The organism is Nocardioides sp. IC4_145, from assembly GCF_011250565.1.
In the GTDB taxonomy this organism is placed as follows: domain Bacteria; phylum Actinomycetota; class Actinomycetes; order Propionibacteriales; family Nocardioidaceae; genus Nocardioides.
Genome location: NZ_JAANMS010000030.1, coordinates 37,235 through 57,694, shown reverse-complemented (window position 1 = coordinate 57,694; position 20,460 = coordinate 37,235). Strand labels below are relative to the sequence as shown.

Genomic DNA, 20,460 nt, shown 5'->3' with positions numbered 1-20,460 from the left:
GGACCCCCACCAGCACCGCCACGAGCCCCGACCAGCTCGCCGACGAGGTCCGGGCGGCGGTGCTCGAGGCGACCGGGCTGCACTGCTCGGTCGGCATCGGCGACAACCGGCTGCGGGCGAAGATCGCGACCGACTTCGGCAAGCCGCGCGGGACGTTTCGGTTGACGGCCGGGAACTGGTCCGCGGTGATGGGCGACCGGCCGACCGACGCGCTGTGGGGCATCGGCAGCCGGACCGCCAAGCGACTGGCCGCCCTGGGGATCGAGACCGTCGACCAGCTGGCCGCGGCCGACGCGGACCACCTGGCCCGGGAGCTCGGGCCGACGATGGGTCCGTGGTACGTCCGGCTCGGCCGCGGCGTCGACACGACGAGGGTCGACCCGACGCCGTACGTCCCGCGGGCGCACGGGCGGGAGGAGACGTTCCAGGCCGACCTGGAGGACTGGACCGAGGTGGAGGAGGCCGTCCGCCGGCTCGCCCGCGCGGCGACGGTCGACATCGACGCCGCCGGCCGGCCGGCGGCGCGCGTGGGCATCAAGGTGCGCTACCGGCCCTTCTTCACGATCTCGCGCAGCCGCACCCTGCCGGCTCCGACCAACGACCCGGACGTGCTCGCCGACGCGGCGGCGGGCCTGCTCGACCGGGTCGAGCGTGACCGCCCGGTCCGGCTCCTGGGCGTGCGGCTGGAGATGGTGCCGCCACCCGGCGGCTACTGAGACCGGCGGCTACTGAGACCGGCGGCTGCGGAAGGACCGGCGGGACCGGACTACCGGCCCAGGCCGTCGCGGAGCTCCGCGACCACCGAGTCGACGACGGCGACGAGGTCACCGGACGACTCCTCGGCCACCGCGCGCTGCCGCTGGTAGGACGCGCCGCGCACCGGGATCTCGGCCACCGAGGCGAGCTCGGCGGCGCAACCGAGGCGCTCCGCGGTCGGCTCGAGCCGGACCAGCAGGTCGGCGAGGTCCTCGGTGACCAGCCGTTCCCGGGAGTCGGCGTCAAGGATGACGATGGCGTCGAGGCCGTAGCGGGCGGCGCGCCACTTGTTCTCCTGCACGTGCCACGGCGGCATCGTCGGCAGCACCTCGCCGGCCGCCGCGCGCGTGTCGAGGTCGACGACCAGGCAGTGGCACAGCGCGACGATCGCGGCCAGGTCGTCGAAGGACGAGACGCCGTCGCAGACCCGGTTCTCCAGCGTCCCGAGGTGGGGCGCCGGCCGGACGTCCCACCGGATCTCGTTCAGCTCGTCGATGACGCCGGTGTGGAGCTGGTCGCCCGCGAACGCCTCGAACTCCGACCAGTCCTGGAACTGGAACGGCAGCCCCGCGGTCGGCAGCTGCTGGAACATCAGCGCCCGGTTCGACGCGTAGCCGGTGTCGACGCCGGCCCAGATCGGTGAGGACGCCGAGAGCGCCTGCAGGTGCGGGTAGTGGTTGAGCAGGGAGGACAGCACCGGCATCACCCGGTCGCGCTCGGGCAGCCCGACGTGGACGTGCACGCCCCAGATGAGCATCTGCCGCCCCCACCACTGGGTGCGGTTGATCAGCTCCTCGTAGCGGTGGCCCTCGGTCAGCTGCTGCGCGGTCCACGACGCGAAGGGGTGGGTCCCGCCGCCGTACAGGTCGACGCCCAGCTCGTCGGCGACCGGCACCACCACCTCGAGGGCCTGCCGCAGCTCGCCGACCGCCTCGCCGACGGTGGTGCACACGCCGGTGACGACCTCGATGGTGTTGCGCAGCAGCTCCTTGTGCAGCCGGCCCGGGTCGGGGAGCCGGGCCTGCGCCGCTCCGAGCAGCTCCGAGGCCCCGTTGACCAGGTCGCGGGAGCCGCGGTCGACGAGGGCGAGCTCCCACTCCACGCCGAGCGTCGGTTCGGGGGAGGGCCGGAAGTCGATCCGCACGCCACCAGCGAAGCACACCGGCCCGAACCGGCCGGCAGGTCAGAGCCGGGCGAGCCACCCGCGCGCCGTGGCACCGTCGTACGGCGCGCGGCCGGCCTCGACGAGCGCGCGGACCCGGTCGCAGGAGGCGGTCGCCAGCGCGCAGACCTCGGCGGGGTAGTCGAGGGTGACCCGGTGCTCGGCGAACTCGTCCTCGTCGTCGACCCACGTGCGACCGGTCGGCCCTCGCAGGACGTCGAGGTCGAGATCGACGGCGCGCAGGGTGTCGCCGTCCCAGGTCGGCGGCGCGGTGACGTCCACGTACACCGCCAGCGGACCGCCCTCGCCGTGGAAGGTCGCGAGCCACGCGCGGCCGAGGTCCGGGCCCGCAGCGGGGACGAGCACGACCTGGTCGGTGGGGGCGACGTACGACGCCCCGGGCCGCTCGAGCACGGTCCCGGCGGGGACCCCCAACCAGTCGCCGTGCGCGTCCGAACCGAGCACGACCGCCTCGAAGGTCCAGTGCGGCCGGGCGCCCCACTTGGTCATCGCCACAGTGACCCGGGAGCCTGCCGGGGGAGGCGCCGGGGAGGACATGCGCCCTGTCTAGCATCGGCGCCATGTCGGCGTCGGAGGAGTCCTCGGTCCGCACCTACACCCAGACCCTCGACCTCTGCCTCCGCATCGGCGAGCTGCTGCTCGCCTCGGGGGCCGGCGCCGCCGACGTCACCGCGACGATGCAGGCGGTCGCCCGCAGCCTCGGCCTGCGCAACGTCGACGTGGACATCACCTTCACCTCGCTGTCCGCGAGCTTCCAGCCGGTCGCCGACGAGCCGGCGATCGTGCAGCTGCGCTACGTCAAGCAGCGCGCCATCGACTACGAGCACCTCACCCGCGTCGACCACCTCGTCCGCGAGCTGCTGCGCCAGGAAGTCGACCTCAAGGAGGCGCGCAGCGCGCTCGGCCGGATCACGTCCTCGGGCCACGACCGGCCGCGGTGGGCGATCACGCTCGGATGGGGGCTGATGTGCGGCGGGGTCGGCCTCCAGCTGGGCGGTGACCTCGCGGTGGTGGTGATCGCGTGCTTCGCGGCGATGGCGATCGACCGGATGCAGCTGCGGATGTCGCGCCGGCGGTACCCGGTCTTCTACCAGCAGGTCGCCGGCGGCGGGCTCGCCACGATCATCGCGCTCCTGGTCGGCGCGACCCCGCTGGCGCTCGACCCGTCCCTGGTCGTCACCGCCAACATCATCATGCTGCTGGCCGGCATCGGGTTCGTCGGTGCGCTCCAGGACGCGCTGACCGGCTTCTACATCACCGCCGGTGCCCGGCTCACCGAGGCGCTCCTCGCGACGGCCGGCATCATCGGCGGCGTCAGCGGCGGCATCAGCCTGGCGTACGCCGTCGGGGTCGAGGTCCCGCAGCTCGACCCCGGCACCGCCAACCTGTCGAGCGTCGCGTGGACGATCCTCGGCGCCGCGCTCGCGGCCGCGGCGTTCGCGTGGTCGTCCTACGCCCCGAAGCGCAGCCTCGTGCCGATCGCCCTGGTCTCCGCCGTCGCGATGGGCATCTCGCAGTCGATCGCCGCGCCCGGCATCGGCCGCGCCTGGTCGGTGGCGCTGGCGGCGCTCTTCGTCGGCCTCGTGGCCTACACCGTCGCCGGCCGCCTGCGGGTCCCCCCGCTGGTGGTCGTGGTCTCCGCCGTGGTGCCGATGCTGCCGGGGCTCTCGATCTACCGCGGCCTCACCCTGCTCGCGGAGGGCGGCCCATCGACCAGCACGGGCCTGCTGGCGATGGTCACCGCCGCGTCGGTCGCGCTGGCGCTGTCCTCCGGGGTGATCCTCGGGGAGTACGTCGCCCAGCCGGTCAAGCGCGAGGCGGCCCGGCTGGAGAGCCGGCTCGCCGGCCCGCGGCTGGTCGGTCCGCTGCGCACCCGGCCCGACGGGTCGCAGCGCACGCGGCGTACCCGTCGGCGCCCGGCCGAGACCTCCGCCTGAGGCCTCGCGAGGACCAGCCGTCGCGGCTCAGACGACGGTGGTCTTCGCCGGCAGGACCTTCTTCGAGACCCGCGCGACGACGTCCTGGTAGCGGGCGCCGGCGAGCTTGCCGAACCAGTGCAGCGCGTGCGCGTCGGAGCCGACCAGCACGCGCGACTTGTCGGCCAGCACGCCGGCGACGATCACCTCGGCGGCCTTCTCCGGCGTGGTCTTGGCGAGCTTCTTGTCGAAGAACGACGCCGTGCGGGCCTGGTCCTCGCGCGAGGAGACCCGCGCGTTGCGGGCGATCGCGGTCTTGATGCCGCCGGGGTGGACGACCGTCACGCCGACGCGGTGGCCGGCGGCCAGCATCTCGATCCGCACCGCCTCGGACATGCCGCGGACGGCGTACTTCGTCGCGTTGTAGATCGACTGGCCGGGCATGGAGACCAGCCCGAACAGCGAGGACAGGTTCACGACGTGCCCGTCGCCGGAGGCGATGAGGTGCGGCAGGAACGCCTTCGTGCCGTGGAGCACGCCGAGGAGGTTGATGCCGATGATCCAGTCGATGTCGGGCCAGTCGAGGTCGACCAGGTCGCCGGCGAGCGCCACGCCCGCGTTGTTGACCACGACGTTGACCCGGCCGAACTGGTCGGCGACCGAGGCGGCGTACGCCGTCATCGCGTCGCGGTCGGCGACGTCGAGGCGGTCGGTGCGGACCTCCCGGGCGCCGGCGGCGCGCGCCTGGTCGGCGGTCTCGGCCAGGCCGGCCTCGTCCACGTCCGACAGCGCGAGCAGCGACCCGCGGCGCGCGCAGTCGAGGGCCAGGGCGCGGCCGATGCCGGACCCGGCGCCGGTGATCACGACGACCTTGTTCTCGAGCGTCTTCATGCGGGGACGTCCTCCGTCTTCGTCGGGGTGGTGCTGGTGGAGTTCGGGGCGGGGTTCGGGGTGGCGGTGCTGCTCGGCGCGCCGCGCACGGCGTACGCGGCGGGGTCGAAGTCGCGCAGCGCCGCACGGAAGCCGAACGTCGTGCGGGGCCAGAGGGTGGTGTTGCGGCCGTGCTCGTCGAGGTACCAGCTCGAGCAGCCGCCGCGGTGCCACACGGTGCGCTTCATCCGCTGCTGGAGCCGGTCGTTCCAGGAGCGGGCGACGTCCTCGCGCGGCTCGACGACGGCGTAGGAGTTGACCCGCATCGTGCGCAGCGCCTGGCGGAGGTACTGCACCTGCGACTCGATCATGAAGACCATCGAGGAGTGGCCCAGGCCGGTGTTGGGGCCGACCAGCATGAACAGGTTCGGGAACTCGGGGACGGTCGTGCCCTTGTACGCCGCCATGCCGCTCTCCTTCCACCGGTCGGCGAGCGTGCGGCCGCGCCGGCCGACGAGGTGCTCGGTGATCGGCAGGTCGGTGGTGTGGAAGCCGGTCGCGACGATGATGACGTCGACCTCGCGCTCGGTGCCGTCCGCGGTCACGACCGACGTCGGCGTGACGCGGGCGATCCGGTCGGTCACCAGGTCGACGTTGTCGGCGGCGAGCGCGGGGTAGTAGGTGTTGCTGATGAGGACGCGCTTGCACCCGAGGGCGAAGTGCGGGGTGACCTTCTCGCGCAGGGCGGGGTCGCTGATGCCGCGGGCGATGTTGGCCTCGGCGAGCTTGCGGGCGGGGTACGCGATGCCCGGCTGGAAGGTGAACGCCGGCACGTAGGTCTCGCGGGCCCAGTAGACCGCCGTGCGGTAGGCCCGCTGCACGCCCGGCACGTGGCGCAGGGCGGCGCGCTCGAGGGCGGAGTAGGTCCGGTCGGCGCGCGGGATGATCCACGGCGCGGTGCGCTGGTAGACGTCGAGCCGCCCGGCGACCTTCTGCACCTCCGGCACGATCTGGATCGCCGAGGCGCCGGTGCCGATGACGGCCACCCGCTTGCCGGTCAGGTCGACGTCGTGGTCCCAGCGGGCGGAGTGGAACAGGTGGCCGGCGAAGTCGCCGATCCCCTCGATGTCGGGCAGCCGCGGCTCGGAGAGGCCGCCGGCGCCGACGACGAGCGTGCGCGCGGACCAGGTCTCGCGGGTCCCGCCACGCGTCGTGCGCACCGTCCAGCGGGCGGCCTCGTCGTCCCACGTCGCGTCCTCGACGCGGGTGCCGAACCGGAACCGGTCGAGCGTCCCGGACTCGCGGGCGACGCGGCGCAGGTAGGCCTGGATCTCCGGCTGCGGGGAGAACGACGAGGTCCAGTCGGGGTTCGGCGCGAACGAGAAGGAGTAGAGCTGGCTCGGGACGTCGCAGGCGGCGCCGGGATAGGTGTTGTCGCGCCAGGTGCCGCCGACGTCGTCACCCTTCTCGAGCACCACGAAGTCGTGCTCGCCGTCCTCGGCGAGCTTGATCGCCGCGCAGAGCCCCGCGAAGCCGGCGCCGACGATGACGTGGTCGACCTCCGTGGTGGCCTGGGTGGTGGCCTCGCTGGCGGGGGAGTGGGTGGCCTGGGTCATGGGCGGTCACGCTATTGCCACTATTGAACGAGCGTCAATAGGATGATGTCCGTGACGGCACCCACACGCACCCGCCTCGCGCCCGAGCAGCGCCGCACGCAGCTGCTCGACCTCGGCGTGCGCCTGCTCGCCACCCGCTCGCTCGACGAGCTGTCGATCGACGTGCTCGCCGAGGAGGCCGGCATCAGCCGCGGCCTGCTCTACCACTACTTCGGCGGCAAGCATGCCTTCCACGAGGCGGTCGTCCGGCACGCCGCCGACGACCTCATCGCCCAGACCGCGCCGCCCGAGGGCGGTGAGCCGCTGGAGCGGCTGCTGACGTCGGTGACGGCGTACGTCGACTACGTCGTCGCCAACCACGCCGGCTACCAGTCGCTGGTCAAGGCGGCCGCGAGCGGCAACGACGCCCTGCGCGAGATCTACGAGGACGCCCGCTCCGCGCTGACCGGCCGGATCTTCACCGAGGACCCCTGGGGCGACCTGATCCCCGACACCCCGGTCAACCGGCTGCTCGTCCGCGGCTGGTCGGCCATGGTCGAGGAGCTCGTCCTCGCCTGGGTCGCCGACCCCGCCGACGTCCCCCGCGACCGGCTGCTCGAGCTGGTGGCCGGGTCGCTGCCGGCGCTGGTGGAGTCGGCCGGGTCGTGAGTGGCAGCTGCTTGTCACGCGCTGTCCGCACATCTACCGCGCCGTTCGAACGGCGCGGTAGATGGTTGGACAGCGCGTTGCATGCGGCCTCGGTCCGCCCGGCGGGAGCGGCTCAGGCGCGGAGCGGCCCGGAGGAGACGACGTCGGCGAGCTGTTCGAGGCCCCACTCGAGGTCCTCGCGGCTGATGACGAGCGGCGGGGCGAGCCGGATGGTCGAGCCGTGGGTGTCCTTGGCCAGGACGCCACGGGCCATGAGCGCCTCGCAGACCTCGCGGCCGGTGCCGACGGTCGGGTCGATGTCGACGCCGGCCCACAGGCCCCGGACGCGTACGCCGACGACACCCCGCCCGACGAGCGACTCGAGCCGGTCGCGGAGCACGACACCGAGCTCGGTGGCCCGTGCCTGGTGCTCACCGGTGGCGAGCATCTGCACGACGGCGTGCCCGACGGCGCAGGCCAGCGGGTTGCCGCCGAAGGTGGAGCCGTGCTGGCCGGGACGGAGCACGCCGAGGACGTCGCGGTCGGCGACGACGGCGGAGACGGGGACGATCCCGCCGCCGAGCGCCTTCCCGAGCACGTAGAGGTCCGGCACGACGTCCTCGTGGTCGCAGGCGAAGGTCCGCCCGGTGCGGCCGAGGCCGGCCTGGATCTCGTCGGCGGCCAGCAGCACATTGGTGCGGGTGCACAGCTCGCGCAGCCCGCGGAGGAACCCGTCGGGCGGCAGCACGACGCCACCCTCGCCCTGGATCGGCTCGACGAGCACCGCGACGGTGTCGTCGTCGATCGCGGCTTCGACAGCGGCGAGGTCGCCGTAGGGGACGGCCACGAAGCCGGGCGTGAACGGGCCGAACCCGTCGTGGGCGTCGGGGTCGTCCGAGAAGCCGACGATCGTGGTGGTGCGGCCGTGGAAGTTGCCGGTGAAGACGATGATCTTCGCCTGACCCGGCGTCACGCCCTTGACCTCGTAGCCCCACTTGCGGGCGACCTTGATCGCGGTCTCGACGGCCTCGGCACCGGTGTTCATCGGCAGCACGAGCTCCTTGCCGCACAGGTCGCCGAGCGCGGCGCAGAAGTCGGCGAACCGGTCGTGCACGAAGGCCCGGCTGGTCAGCGTCAGGCGGTCCAGCTGCTCGTGCGCGACGCGGAGCAGGTCCGGGTGCGCGTGCCCGAAGTTCAGCGCGGAGTAGCCCGCCAGCAGGTCGAGGAACCGGTTGCCCTCGACGTCGGTCATCCACGCGCCCTCGGCGTGCTCGACGACCACCGGCAGCGGGTGGTAGTTGTGCGCGGTCCGCTCCTCGGCGCGCTGGAACGGCGTGCGGGCGGTCTCGGCGGTGGCGGTCTCGGCGAGAGTGGTCATCGTGCCTCCTTCGGGTCGCTCCCAGATTGTCAGACAACCTGACGAACGTCCGCATCGGCGGGGAACTCGGGTCGCCTCGATCGTGCGGGTACACCATCGGAGGGCCAAACCCGCGCGGGGCGGACTCGTACGGGGATGCCGCCCCGGCCCCTCGGGTATCGGGCGCCCATGAGCAAGCCACGTCCCGGGGACGTCGTCGTCATCACCGGAGCCTCCAGCGGGATCGGCAGGGCCACCGCGCTCGCCGCTGCGCCGGAGGGGGTCCACCTCGTCCTGGTGGCCCGCGGGGTGGGGTCGCTCGACCTCGTCGCCGCGGAGTGCGACGACGCGGGCGCCGCCTCGACGATGGTGGTGCCGACCGACGTCGGCGACGACAAGGCCGTCGAGGCCCTCGTCGACGCGGTGCTCGCGCGGCATGGGCGCATCGACGTGTTCGTCAACGCCGCCGGTGTCGTCGCCTACGGCCGCACCGAGGAGGTGCCGCAGGAGGTCTTCGACGGGGTGATGCGCACCAACCTGCTCGGCACCGCCAACGTCGCGCGCCACGTCGTACCCGTCCTCCGCGCGCAGGACGCCGGCACCCTCACGCTCGTCGGCTCGGTCATCGGCCACATCGCGGTGCCCGGCATGACGGCGTACGCCGTGAGCAAGTGGGGGGTGCGCGCGCTCGCCCGGCAGCTCAAGCTCGAGAACGCCGACAAGAAAGGCGTGACGATCTCCTACGTCGCGCCCGGCGGCGTCGACACCCCGATCTACCAGCAGGCGGCCAACTACGACGGCTTCGAGGGTCGCCCGCCCCCGCCGACCGCGAGCCCGGAGCGGGTCGCCGCGCAGATTCTGTCCCGCATCGGTCGGGGCGGCGCCCGGCCGCAGCTGCTGCTGAGCAACGAGGTGATCCGGCTCGGGTTCAGTGCGGTGCCGTTCGTGTACGACGCGATCATCGGTCCGTTCTTCCGCCACGGCGCGATCGACCGGCTGCGGCCCGTCGAGCCGCACCCCGGCAACGTGCTCAGCCCGCGCCAGAGCGGCAACAAGCTCCACGGCGACCAGGGCAACGCGATCGTCGGCATCACCCGCAACGTGCTGTCAACCCTGCGGGGGTGAGGGGCCGGTGAGCGAGTCGTACGACGCCGTCGTCGTCGGCGCCGGCCCCAACGGGCTGGTCGCCGCCAACCACCTGCTCGACCAAGGCTGGTCCGTCCTCGTCCTCGAGGCCCAGCCCGACGTGGGCGGCGCGGTCCGCAGCGACCGCGAGCTGCACCCCGACTACGTGCACGACACGTTCAGTGCCTTCTACCCACTGGCCGCGGGGTCGCCGACGATCCGCTCGTTCCAGCTCGAGGACCACGGCCTGCGCTGGGTGCACAGCCCGGCGGTGCTCGGCCACTGCCTGCCGTCGGGGGAGTGGGCCACCCTCCACCGCGACCGCACCGTGACCGCTGCCCTCATGGACGCCCAGCACCCCGGTGACGGCGACGCGTGGCTCCGGCTGTGCGACACCTGGGACCGCATCGGCGACCAGGTCGTCGGCGCGCTGCTCACGCCGTTCCCGCCGCTGCGGCCCGCGCTGGGCGCGCTGGCCCGGCTGCCGCGGGTGGGTGGTCTGGACTTCGTCCGCGACCTGCTGATGCCGGTGGTCGACCTCGGCCGCCACCGCTTCGGCGGCTTCGCCCCGCGCATCCTGCTCGCCGGCAACGCCGGCCACTCCGACATCCCGCTCGGCGCGCCGGGCTCCGGGCTGATGGGCCTGCTGCTGACCATGCTCGGCCAGACCGTCGGCTACCCCGTGCCGGAGGGCGGCGCGGGCATGCTCACCCAGGCCATGGCCTCGCGGGTCCGCGCCCTCGGCGGCACGATCCGCTGCGACGCCGAGGTGACGCGCATCGAGGTCGAGCGCGGCCGGGCCGTCGCCGTACGCACCCACGACGGCGAGCGGTACGCCGTCCAGCACGCGGTCGTCGCCGACGTGGCGGCGCCGCACCTCTACGGCGGGCTCGTCGCCGCCGACGACCTGCCGGCCAGCACGATGCGCAAGATGGAGTCCTTCGAGCTGGACCCCGGCACCGTCAAGGTCGACTGGGCGCTCGACGGGCCGGTGCCGTGGAAGTCCGAGCCGCCGCACGCGCCGGGCACCTTCCACGTCGCCGACTCGGTCGAGCAGATGTCCGAGGCGCTGCACCACGTCAACAGCCGCACGGTGCCGGCCAGGCCGTTCATGCTCGCCGGCCAGATGACCACGTCCGACCCGACCCGGTCCCCGGCGGGCACAGAGTCGCTGTGGGCCTACACCCACGTGCCGCAGGACATCGCCCGCGACCTCGGCGACGACCCGGTCACCGGGCGGTGGGACGAGGGCGAGTGCGAGCGGTTCGCCGACCGGATGCAGGCGCGGATCGAGGAGCTCGCCCCGGGCTTCGGGTCCAAGGTCGTCGCGCGCCGCGTGCTCGGGCCGCACGAGATGCAGGCCCGTGACGCCAACCTCATCGGTGGTGCCGTCAACGGCGGCACCTCCCAGCTGCACCAGGAGCTGGTCTTCCGACCGATCCCCGGCCTCGGCCGCTCGGAGACCCCGGTCAAGGGCCTCTACCTCGGTTCGGCCTCCGCCCACCCCGGCGGCGGCGTCCACGGCGCCTGCGGCATGAACGCCGCCCGCGCCGCCGTCGTCCACCGCCGGATCCGCCGGGTCGTCAACGGCCGCTGACCCGTCACCCGCCGAGGTGGCGCGTGCGCAGGTCCGAGGTGGCGCGTGCGCAGGTCCGACCCTGCGGCGGTGCCACTTCGACGCTGCAGGGGTGCCACTTCGGCCCTGCGGGGGTGCCACCTCGGCGGGGTGGGTCGGTCAGCCCTCGGTCAGGCCGGTCTCGTCGCCGGTGCCGGCCTCGGCGGCCAGGCCGTCGCCGTCGGCCTGCTCGTCGAGCTGCTCCTGGACGTCGGCCAGCGACTGCTGCTCCGGCTCGCGCTCGTGGCCGGGCTCGTTGGTGCTCTCGCTCATCGGTCCTCCTGGGGTACGTCGGGTGGGGGACGCACGAAGCGGCGGTACCCCGCAGGGCACCGCCGCTCGTGTGTGACAGGGACGGGTGTCAGCCCTGGACGTCGGAGCGGACGTTCTCCGCCGACGACTGGCCCTCGTCCTTGATCCGCTGGGCGGACTCGGTCGCGTTCTCCTTGACCTCCTGGGCGACCTGGGTCGCCTGCTCCTTGACGTCCTGCGCCAGGGACTGGCCGGCGTCGCGGGCCTCGTCGAGGAGGGGCTGGCCCTTCTCCTTCGCCGTCTCGATCGTCGAGTGAGCGAGGTCGGCCTCGGCCTTGCTCGATGGGATGAGCGAGGAGATCACCAGGCCGGCGCCGAAGGCGACGAGGCCGGCGGCCAGGGGCGAGCCCTGGACCTGGCTGTGGGCGCTGCCCACGGCCGAGGACGCTGCGCCGCGGACGTCGGGGGTCGACATGTCCGAGGTGCTCGGCATGGCGCCGGAGACGCTGCCGCCGGCGCTGCTCGCCTTGTCCTTGACGGTGTCGCGGACGTCGGTCGCGGTGCCCATGATCTTGTCCCGCAGGCCGCTGACGCGGCTGCGCGCCGCCTCCTTGCGGCGCTCGACGATCGCCGCAGGGCTCACCCGGTCCTGCAGGGCGTCGAGGTCGCCGGCCATCCGGGCCCGGGTGTCCTCGATCTGGCTGTTCAGCTCTTCTGTGCTCTGGCCCATGCTGCGTCCTCCTTGAGGGTCTGCTGCGTCTGCGGCAGCTGCGGGTTGCTCTCCTTGAGGGCCTTGCGGCCGGTCAGGGCGAGGACGCCGGCAACGATCGCCCACACCCCCGTGATGATCAGTGCGGAGACCTCGATCGGCATCCAGTTGTCGAGCAGGAACAGCAAGGTCCACGACAGGAAGAAGAGGACGAAGTAGCCGGCCAGACCGGCCCCGCCCAGCAGCCCGGCACCCTTGCCGGCCTTGCTGAACTCCTCCTTCATCTCGACCTTCGCGAGGTCCATCTCCTGCTTGATCAGCGTCGTCAGGTCGTTGGTGACGTCGCTGACGATCTCGCCGAGGCTGCGCGGGTCGGCCGGCTCTCCGGGAGCGCGGTCGACCTGCGACGAGCTCCCGCTCGGCTGACCGTGGGGCTGGGCCGCCGGGTCGAACGGCTGGTGGGTCGGCTGGGTCACGGCCGGTCCTCCGAGCTCAGGCCGCCCCCGCTGTAGCCGGTCTCGTTGCCGGACAGCTCATCGCGGGAGGGCTGGGTCGGCTGGCCCGGCGTCGCGCTCGGCATCGGCGGGTTCGTCGTCGCCGTGCCGCTGGGCGGCTGGTCGTCGCCGGTCACGGCGCCGCCGGTCACGCCCACGTCGGTGCCGAGCGAGCCGGTGCCGGACGCGAACGCGCTGGTCTGCGTCGGAGGCGTCGGCGGCGAGGGCGGCATCGGGGCCGCGGGGATGGTCGGCGCGGTGGACGCGCTGGGTGCGGTCGGCGTGCTCGGTGCAGCGGCGGCGCCTGCAATGCCGTCGCTCGCCCCGCGGAGCAGCCGGCCGGCGACCACGCCGGCGGCGAGGGCGCCGAGCAGGAACGTGCCCGGGCGTTGGCGGGCGAAGCGGCGTACGTCGTCGAGCAGCTCGCCCGGCTCGCGGCCGTCGAGACGGCTGCTGAGCGAGCGGACCTGGTCGGCCGCCTGGCGGGTGAGGTCGGTGGCCAGGCCGGCGGGGGCCTGCTGGGCCATGCCGTCGAGGTCCTCGCCGAGGCTGCCGAGGGTGCTGACGAGGCGGTCGCGCTGGGTGCGCGCCTGCTCCTGGGCCTGGCTGGTGGCCTGGCCCAGGGCGTCGTTGACCACGCTCCTGGCCTGCTGGGCCGCCTGCCCGGCGACCTGCTTGGCCTCGTCGGCAGCGGTGCCCGCGACGTGGCGCCCCTCCTCCGCGGCGGTCGACGCGGCCTGCTGGGCGCGGTCGGTCGCGCTGGTGTCGGTCGTCATCTGTGTCCTCCCGGATCGGGTTGATGTGCTTCCCCGGTGTCCGAGACGTCGCGGATCATCCTCACCCCTGGGAAGGGGCGTCACCGTCCGCTCGACTGGGCACCCGGCCAGGCTCAACCCAGGCGGCGCAGCTCCGGCCACAGCCGCGCCCAGCCGCCGACGGGGTCGCGGCACACGAGGACCGGCCGTCCCTGCTCGTCGTTGTCGAGGTCCACGCCGTTGTCGACACGGGTGACCTCGACGAGCGAGCCGCACCACGCCTCGAGGTCGGCGACCGGGTAGCCCAGGACCACCGCCGGCGCGTCGTCGACCGCCGGCGGCCCGAGGTCCCACAGCGAGTTGTGCCCGGAGTGGAGAGGTACGTCGGGGAGCCGGCGGGCCACCGCGCCGGCCTGCCCGTAGTTGCCCGTCACGACCACCGCGCCCGGCCCGGCCTCCGCGAGGCCGGCCTCCACCGCGGCGACCAGGGCCGGCCACCCGACGGTCTCACCGGCGTCGTAGTTCACCTCGACCACCGGCGTCGCGTGCAGCCGCTCGACCGGCACCACCGGCAGGAACAGCACGGCGCCCACGACCGCGCCGAGCGCGAGCCCGGCACCGAGGACGGAGCGCCGCACCCGGGCGGCCCCGCGGCCGGCCCAGGCGACGACGTCGACCGCGCCGGCGGCGATCAACGGGACGTAGGCGGGCGCGAGGTAGTACGGCTTGCCCCCGGTCGCCGTGAACACCGCCGCCAGGACGACCCAGGTCACCAGCAGGAACCGCCGGTCCGGCGTCCGCGCGAGCCGCACCGCGCCGACGACGACCAGCACCACGCCGACCGGCGGACCCACCAGCCCCGGCTGGGTCGCCCACAGCTCGACCAGGCCGGCGCTCGTGCCCGACCCGCCTGCGGCGATCGCCTCCGCGAGGTCGAGCTGCGGCCAGCCGTGGGCCTGCTGCCACAGCAGGTTCGGGGTCCAGAGGACCGCGGCGACCAGCCCGCCGGCGTACAGGTGGGGCGAGCGGAACGGGCGCCGCGGCCCGGCCGCGAGCAGCGCCACCACGAGCGCGGCGGCGAGGAACACCGGCAGCGTCTTGACCTGCAGCCCCACCCCGAGGACGAGGCCGGCGGCCCACCACCAGCGCGGCTCGTCGAGCGCGCGCAGCACGAGCAGCAGCAGGCCGACCTGGACGAGGAGGTCGTACGTCGAGGTCGACACCAGGTGGCCGACCGCGAGCGTGACCGGGGCCAGCCCGACGACCACGGACGTCAGCACCTGCGCGGCCGCGCCCGCACCCAGGCGGCGCGCGACGAGGCCGGCCAGCCACGCCGTCGCGCCCGCGGCCAGCGCCGAGGGCAGGCGGAAGAGCCACAGGTGCCCGCCGGTCACCCCGTCCCACAGGTGCGCGAGGACCGGCACGAGCGGCGGCTGGTCGACGTACCCCCACGCCGGGTGGCCGCCCACCAGCACGAAGTAGAGCTCGTCGCGGTGCGGGCCGTAGCCGTTCGCGGTGGCCAGCAGCAGGGCGGCGACGCCCGCCGCGACGAGCGCGAGCGAGCGGGTGGCGGGCGGGTGCACGGCGCGACCCTAGGCCTGTCCGAGCCCCGCCGCGCGGGTCAAGCGCCGAGCATCTCCCGCACCGCGAGCGACGCGAACACCATCGCCGAGCCGAGCGGCGCCCCCGGCCCCGGGTAGACGCCGCCGAAGAGCGAGGCGGCCGCGTTGCCGGTGGCGTAGAGCCCGAGCAGCGGTTTCCCGTCCTTGCGGAGGACCCGGCCTGCGGCGTCGGTGACGAGGCCGCCCTTGGTGCCGAGGTCGGAGAGGACGAAGCGGGCGGCGTGGTACGGCGGCTGGTCGCACGGCGTGAGCGCCTTGTTCGGTCCCGTGCCGCCGGCGAAGAACGTGTCGTACTCGTCCTCGCCCCGGCCGAAGTCCTCGTCCACCCCCGAAGAGCAGAAGCCGTTGAACCGCTCGACCGTCTCCGTCAGCGCGTCGACGGGCAGCCCGGTCGCCTCCGCGAGGTCCGCGACCGTGTCGGCGCGCACCCAGGTGCCGGCGGCGAGGCGGGCGTCGGGGTCGCCCTCGGGGATCGCGATGGCCGGGAGCCGGCCGCCCTCGCGGGAGTCGAAGACGAACCACGACGGGATCCGCTCGGGCGCCTGCGCCATCACCCGGCCGAACCGGTCGTAGGGCAGGCACTCGTTGCCGTAGCGCCGGCCCGTCTGGTCGACCATCAGCCCGCTGCGGAAGCCGAGCGTGAACGCGCCCGCGCCGTCCGGCTGCTCGAGCCCGGGGCAGAACCAGCCGAGCCCGGCGTAGTCGCTCGCCGCGCCGATCGCCTCGGCCGCCGCGATCGGCTCGCCGGTGTTGGTGCCGTCGGGCGCCATCGTCCACGCCGCCGACCCGGGTACGCCGTGCTCCTCGCGGACCGCGGCGTTCCGCTCGAAGCCGCCCGAGCCGAGCAGGACGCCGCGCCGGGCGCGGACCCGCACCGGCCCCTCGGGGCTCATGCCGACGACGCCGACCACCTTCGGCGACCCGTCCGGCCCCTCCTCGCTGAGCAGGCCCGTCACCGGCAGGCCGGTGCTGACCGTGCCGCCGTCGCGGACCAGCATCGCGGCGAGCCGCGCGACGAGCGCCTGGCCGCCGGTCAGCGTGCGGCGGCCAGGCTCGCCGGCGCGGTCGCGCTCGACCGGCGGGCGGACCCAGGCGGCGACCTGCTCGGGCAGCTCGTCCCGGCGGATCTTCGACGGCTGGATCGAGCGGCCGCCGGGGACGCGGCCGGGGGCGTCGTAGTACTCCGCGAACGGCACCCACTCGAAGTCCATCAGCTCGTCGGACTCCAGCTCAGCCACCAGGTCGGGTGCGTGCGCGAGGAACGCCTCGACCTTGGCCTCGTCCGGGCCCTCGAGGATCGCGCCGAGGTAGTCCCGCGCGGCCTCGGTGGAGTCCGGCAGCCCGGCCCGCTGCTGCACCGCGCTGCCGGGCAGCCAGCACGCGCCGCCGGAGTAGGCCGACGTGCCGCCGAGGAAGCCGGTCTTCTCCAGGACGACGACCGAGAGGCCGGCCCGCGCCGCGAGGACCGCGCCGGTCAGCGCGCCACCTCCGGACCCGACCACGACGACGTCGTACTCCTGGCTGTCCGGGGAGCTGTCCGGGGAGCTGTCCGCAGCGGTGCCGATCACCGGGGGATCGTGTCGGGTAGAACGTGTTCCACGCAACCGCCGGTCCCGGTCTCGGGTGCGCCGCCGACCACGGGACTGGGATGATGGAGCGGTTGTGGACATCACCTACCCGCCGGAGCTGCCGGTCACCCAGCGCCGCGACGACATCGCGGCCGCGATCCGGGACCACCAGGTCGTCATCGTCGCCGGCGAGACCGGCTCCGGGAAGACGACCCAGCTGCCGAAGATCTGCCTCGAGCTCGGCCGCGGGGCCGGCCGCGCGGGCGGCGGCGGGCTGATCGGGCACACCCAGCCGCGGCGGATCGCGGCGCGCTCGGTGGCCGAGCGCATCGCGAGCGAGCTCGGCACCGAGCTGGGCGGTCCGGAGAGCCCGGTCGGCTACCAGGTGCGCTTCACCGACCGCACGTCGAAGGCCACGCGGGTCAAGCTGATGACCGACGGGATCCTGCTCGCCGAGCTGCAGCGCGACCGGATGCTCCAGAAGTACGACACGATCATCATCGACGAGGCCCACGAGCGCAGCCTCAACATCGACTTCCTGCTCGGCTACCTCAAGCGGCTGCTGCCCAAGCGGCCCGACCTCAAGCTGGTCATCACCTCCGCGACCATCGACCCCGAGCGCTTCGCCGAGCACTTCGCCGACCGGCGCGGCAAGCCGGCCCCGATCATCGAGGTCAGTGGCCGCACCTACCCCGTCGAGGTCCGCTACCGGCCGCTGCTGGAGCTGCCGGAGAACGACGACGAGGGCGAGCCGATCGTCCGCGACCAGACCGAGGCGATCGTCGACGCGGTCAAGGAGCTCTCCGCCGAGGGGCCCGGCGACGTGCTGGTCTTCCTCCCCGGCGAGCGGGAGATCCGCGACACCGCCGACGCGCTGTCGGAGCTGACCACGTCCACCCGCGGCGGCGGGCTGGAGGTCGTGCCGCTCTACAGCCGGCTCTCGGCCGCCGAGCAGCACAAGGTCTTCGCGCCGCACACCGGCCGCCGGGTCGTGCTGGCGACCAACGTCGCCGAGACCTCGCTGACCGTGCCCGGCATCCGGTACGTCGTCGACACCGGCGTCGCGCGCATCTCGCGGTACTCCCTGCGCACCAAGGTCCAGCGGCTGCCCATCGAGCCGGTCAGCCAGGCCTCGGCCAACCAGCGCTCGGGCCGGTGCGGGCGGGTGGCGGCCGGCATCGCGATCCGGCTCTACTCCGAGGAGGACTTCGAGGGGCGCCCGGAGTTCACCGACCCCGAGATCCTGCGCACCAACCTCGCCAGCGTCATCCTGCAGATGGCCAGCCTCGGCCTCGGCGACCTCGGCCGGTTCCCGTTCGTGGAGCCGCCGGACCGCCGCAACGTGACCGCCGGCGTCCAGCTGCTCGAGGAGCTCGGCGCGCTGACGCCCGAGCAGCAGGGCCAGGCGCGTCAGGAGGGCCGGCAGGACCGCCGCGGTCCGCGCCTCACGACGCTCGGGCGGCGCCTCGCGCGCCTGCCGATCGACCCACGACTGGGGCGGATGGTGCTCGAGGCCGAGCGGCTCGGCTGCGTCCGCGAGGTCGTCGTCATCGCCGCGGCGCTCTCCCTGCAGGACCCGCGCGAGCGCCCCGGCCCGGACCACCCGGCCGAGCAGGCGCGGGCCGACCAGCTGCACGCGCGGTTCAAGGTCGAGGGCAGCGACTTCCTCACCTGGCTGGAGCTGTGGCGCTACCTCAAGGCCCAGCAGCGCGAGCTCAGCAGCAGCGCGTTCCGCCGGATGTGCCGCGCCGAGCACCTCAACTACCTGCGCGTGCGCGAGTGGCAGGACTTCGAGTCCCAGCTGCGGCAGGTCTGCAAGGAGATGAGCATCGACGTCGGCCATCCCGCCGACACGCCCGATGCCGACGGCATCCACCAGGCGCTGCTGTCCGGGCTGCTCTCCCACATCGGCGCGCTCGAGGAGCGCGACAAGAAGGAGAAGGCCGGCGAGCGCCGCCGCGGGCCGCGGGAGTACCTCGGCGCCCGCGGCGCCCGGTTCGCGGTCTTCCCGGGCAGCGTCGTGGCGCGCAAGAACCCGGCGTACCTCATGGCCGGCGAGCTCGTCGAGACCAGCCGGCTGTGGGCGCGGCAGAACGCCGCGATCAACCCGGAGTGGGCCGAGCGGCTCGGCGGCGACCTGGTCAAGCGCACCTACAGCGAGCCGCACTGGAGCCGCAAGCGCGCCGCGGTCATGGCCTACGAGCGCGCCACGTTGTACGGCGTGCCGCTGGTCGCCGACCGGCTCGTGTCGTACGGCAAGGTCGACCCGGTCGTCTCCCGCGAGCTGTTCATCCGGCACGCGCTGGTGCAGGGGGAGTGGCACACCCGGCACAAGTTCGCGGCCGAGAACAAGCGGCTGCTCGAGGAGGCCGAGGAGCTCGAGCACCGCGCCCGCCGCCGCGACATCGTCGTCGACGAGGAGACCCTCTTCGACTTCTACGACGCACGCGTCGGCCAGGACGTCGTCAGCGGCGCGCACTTCGATCAGTGGTGGAAGCGCGAGCGGCAGCGGCACCCGGAGCTGCTCACCTTCGACCCCGCGATGCTCACCCACGGCACCGCCGAGGAGGTGCGCGAGGCCGACTACCCGCAGGAGTGGCAGGCCGAGGGGCTGACGTTCCCGATCAGCTACCACTTCGAGCCCGGCACGGCCGAGGACGGGCTGACGATCGACGTGCCCGTGGCGACCCTCAACCGGGTCGCGGCGGAGGACTTCTCCTGGAACGTCCCGGGCCTGCGCGAGGAGCTGGTCACCGAGCTCATCCGCAGCCTGCCGAAGAACCTCCGGGTCAGCTTCGTGCCGGCGCCCAACAAGGCGCGGGAGTTCCTCGCCGCCGTCCCGCCGGGGGAGGAGCCGCTGCTCGACGCGCTCGAGCGCTGGTGCCGCGCGACCACGGGGGTGGTCGTTCCCCGCGACGCCTGGGACTGGTCGAAGGTCCCCGAGCACCTGCGCCCGACGTACCGCGTCGTCGACGACGCCGGCCGCGAGCAGGCGCGCGGCAAGGACCTCGAGGCGCTCAAGGCGCCGCTGCGGCCGCGCTTCCGCCGGGCGCTCGAGGAGGTCGCCACCGAGAGCGGGCTGACCCGCAGCGGCGAGACGACCTGGACCTTCGGCACCATCGACGCCTCCTTCACCCAGAAGCGGGCGGGCCACGAGGTCAAGGCCTATCCCACGCTCGTCGACGAGGGCTCGACCGTCGGGCTCCAGGTCGTCGGGTCCGCCGACGAGCAGGAGGCGCGGCACCGGCTCGCGGTCGTCCGGCTCCTGCTGCTCGGCACGTCCTCGCCGGTCAAGGCCGTCCTCGACTCGCTCAGCAACCACGAGAAGCTCGCGCTCGCCGGCACGCCGTACCCCTCGGTGAGCGCCCTGCTCGAGGACTGCCGCCGCGCCGTCGTCGTCGACGTCGTCGACGCCCGGCCCGCGGCGCGGGACCAGGCGGCGTACGACGCGCTCCGCGCCGTCGCCGCCCAGGACCAGGAGGCGCGGGTGCGCGCGGTGGTGACCGACGTCATCCGCGTGCTCGACCTCTGGCGGCAGGCCGACAAGGCGCTGTCCGGTCGCGCCGAGATGACGATGCTGCCCGCCCTCTCCGACCTCGAGGCGCAGCTCGCGCGCCTGGTCCACCCCGGCTTCGTCGGCGAGGCCGGCGCGGCGCAGCTGCGGTCCTACCCGCGCTACCTCCAGGCGCTGCTCCAGCGGCGGGCCCGCCTCGACGAGGGGTACGCCGCCGTCGACCGCGACCGTCGGCTGATGGACCAGGTGGCCGACCTCCAGGACGCGTGGCTGCACGCGACCGCGGCGCTGCCGGAGGGGCGGCCGGCCGGCACGGCCCTGCGGCAGGTCCGGTGGATGCTCGAGGAGTACCGCGTCTCGTTGTGGGCCCAGCAGCTCGGCACCCCCGCCCCGGTCAGCGACCAGCGGATCCGCAAGGTGCTCGCGCAGGCCGCCGGCTCGGGCGGCGGCTCGGGTCCCGGGGCTGGGGCCCGGGCGTAAC

Annotated in this window: 16 protein-coding genes and 1 pseudogene; 6 read left to right on the top strand and 11 right to left on the bottom strand. The window is 74.1% G+C overall.

The genetic code is table 11. From position 1 onward, the window contains the following. Positions 1–716: pseudogene (locus G6553_RS13510) on the top strand (DNA polymerase IV); the annotation flags it as partial. Positions 717–766: 50 nt separating this feature from the next. Here G6553_RS13510 and G6553_RS13505 read toward each other — a convergent pair. Continuing rightward, positions 767–1,900: a glutamate--cysteine ligase gene (locus G6553_RS13505; RefSeq protein WP_166193721.1), complete on the bottom strand. Its 1,134-nt coding sequence runs from the start codon at positions 1,898–1,900 to the stop codon at positions 767–769. A 39-nt stretch (positions 1,901–1,939) separates the two neighbouring features. Next, positions 1,940–2,428 (bottom strand): DUF402 domain-containing protein, encoded by a 489-nt coding sequence (locus tag G6553_RS13500; RefSeq protein ID WP_166193719.1) that lies wholly within the window; start codon positions 2,426–2,428, stop codon positions 1,940–1,942. A 71-nt stretch (positions 2,429–2,499) separates the two neighbouring features. On the opposite strand from G6553_RS13500, the gene G6553_RS13495 reads away from it, so the two are divergent. After that, positions 2,500–3,876 (top strand): threonine/serine exporter family protein, encoded by a 1,377-nt coding sequence (locus G6553_RS13495; protein ID WP_166193717.1) that lies wholly within the window; start codon positions 2,500–2,502, stop codon positions 3,874–3,876. Positions 3,877–3,903: 27 nt separating this feature from the next. Here the strand turns inward: G6553_RS13495 and G6553_RS13490 are convergent, their stop codons facing one another. Both G6553_RS13490 and G6553_RS13485 read right to left on the bottom strand, forming a co-directional pair. Continuing rightward, a complete protein-coding gene (locus G6553_RS13490; protein ID WP_166193715.1) occupies positions 3,904–4,746 on the bottom strand; it encodes an SDR family NAD(P)-dependent oxidoreductase in 843 nt (280 codons plus the stop codon). Continuing rightward, positions 4,743–6,341, bottom strand: a complete 1,599-nt coding sequence (locus tag G6553_RS13485; protein WP_166193713.1) for an NAD(P)/FAD-dependent oxidoreductase — start codon at positions 6,339–6,341, stop codon at positions 4,743–4,745. Before G6553_RS13485 ends, G6553_RS13490 begins: the two co-directional genes overlap by 4 nt. A 45-nt stretch (positions 6,342–6,386) precedes the next feature. On the opposite strand from G6553_RS13485, the gene G6553_RS13480 reads away from it, so the two are divergent. Next, a complete protein-coding gene (locus G6553_RS13480) occupies positions 6,387–6,989 on the top strand; it encodes a TetR/AcrR family transcriptional regulator (RefSeq protein WP_242680432.1) in 603 nt (200 codons plus the stop codon). A 112-nt stretch (positions 6,990–7,101) separates the two neighbouring features. Here the strand turns inward: G6553_RS13480 and rocD are convergent, their stop codons facing one another. Further along, the gene (gene rocD, locus G6553_RS13475) at positions 7,102–8,346 is read right to left on the bottom strand and encodes an ornithine--oxo-acid transaminase (RefSeq protein ID WP_166193709.1); all 1,245 of its coding nucleotides are present in this window, start codon (positions 8,344–8,346) and stop codon (positions 7,102–7,104) included. Positions 8,347–8,514: 168 nt separating this feature from the next. Between rocD and G6553_RS13470 the strand changes: the two genes are divergently transcribed. Together G6553_RS13470 and G6553_RS22200 are read left to right on the top strand one after the other, a co-directional pair. After that, a complete protein-coding gene (locus G6553_RS13470; RefSeq protein WP_166193706.1) occupies positions 8,515–9,450 on the top strand; it encodes an SDR family NAD(P)-dependent oxidoreductase in 936 nt (311 codons plus the stop codon). Positions 9,451–9,457: 7 nt separating this feature from the next. Next, positions 9,458–11,047: an NAD(P)/FAD-dependent oxidoreductase gene (locus tag G6553_RS22200; protein WP_166193703.1), complete on the top strand. Its 1,590-nt coding sequence runs from the start codon at positions 9,458–9,460 to the stop codon at positions 11,045–11,047. A 138-nt stretch (positions 11,048–11,185) separates the two neighbouring features. On the opposite strand, the gene G6553_RS13460 is transcribed toward G6553_RS22200, so the two are convergent. The 6 genes from G6553_RS13460 to G6553_RS13435 all read right to left on the bottom strand — a co-directional run bounded on the left by G6553_RS13460 (position 11,186) and on the right by G6553_RS13435 (position 16,465). Continuing rightward, positions 11,186–11,338 (bottom strand): hypothetical protein, encoded by a 153-nt coding sequence (locus G6553_RS13460; RefSeq protein ID WP_166193701.1) that lies wholly within the window; start codon positions 11,336–11,338, stop codon positions 11,186–11,188. Positions 11,339–11,426: 88 nt separating this feature from the next. Further along, complete coding sequence (locus G6553_RS13455) at positions 11,427–12,047, bottom strand: DUF3618 domain-containing protein (protein ID WP_166193698.1); 621 nt, start codon at positions 12,045–12,047, stop codon at positions 11,427–11,429. Continuing rightward, positions 12,023–12,502 (bottom strand): phage holin family protein, encoded by a 480-nt coding sequence (locus G6553_RS22195; RefSeq protein ID WP_166193695.1) that lies wholly within the window; start codon positions 12,500–12,502, stop codon positions 12,023–12,025. Before G6553_RS22195 ends, G6553_RS13455 begins: the two co-directional genes overlap by 25 nt. Further along, positions 12,499–13,296 (bottom strand): hypothetical protein, encoded by a 798-nt coding sequence (locus tag G6553_RS13445; protein WP_166193692.1) that lies wholly within the window; start codon positions 13,294–13,296, stop codon positions 12,499–12,501. Before G6553_RS13445 ends, G6553_RS22195 begins: the two co-directional genes overlap by 4 nt. Before the next feature lie 113 nt (positions 13,297–13,409). Then, positions 13,410–14,858 (bottom strand): glycosyltransferase family 39 protein, encoded by a 1,449-nt coding sequence (locus G6553_RS13440; RefSeq protein WP_166193689.1) that lies wholly within the window; start codon positions 14,856–14,858, stop codon positions 13,410–13,412. Positions 14,859–14,896: 38 nt separating this feature from the next. After that, positions 14,897–16,465, bottom strand: a complete 1,569-nt coding sequence (locus tag G6553_RS13435) for an FAD-dependent oxidoreductase (RefSeq protein WP_207619761.1) — start codon at positions 16,463–16,465, stop codon at positions 14,897–14,899. 94 nt (positions 16,466–16,559) lie between these two features. On the opposite strand from G6553_RS13435, the gene hrpA reads away from it, so the two are divergent. Then, positions 16,560–20,459: an ATP-dependent RNA helicase HrpA gene (gene hrpA, locus G6553_RS13430; protein ID WP_166193683.1), complete on the top strand. Its 3,900-nt coding sequence runs from the start codon at positions 16,560–16,562 to the stop codon at positions 20,457–20,459. Position 20,460: the final 1 nt, after the last annotated feature.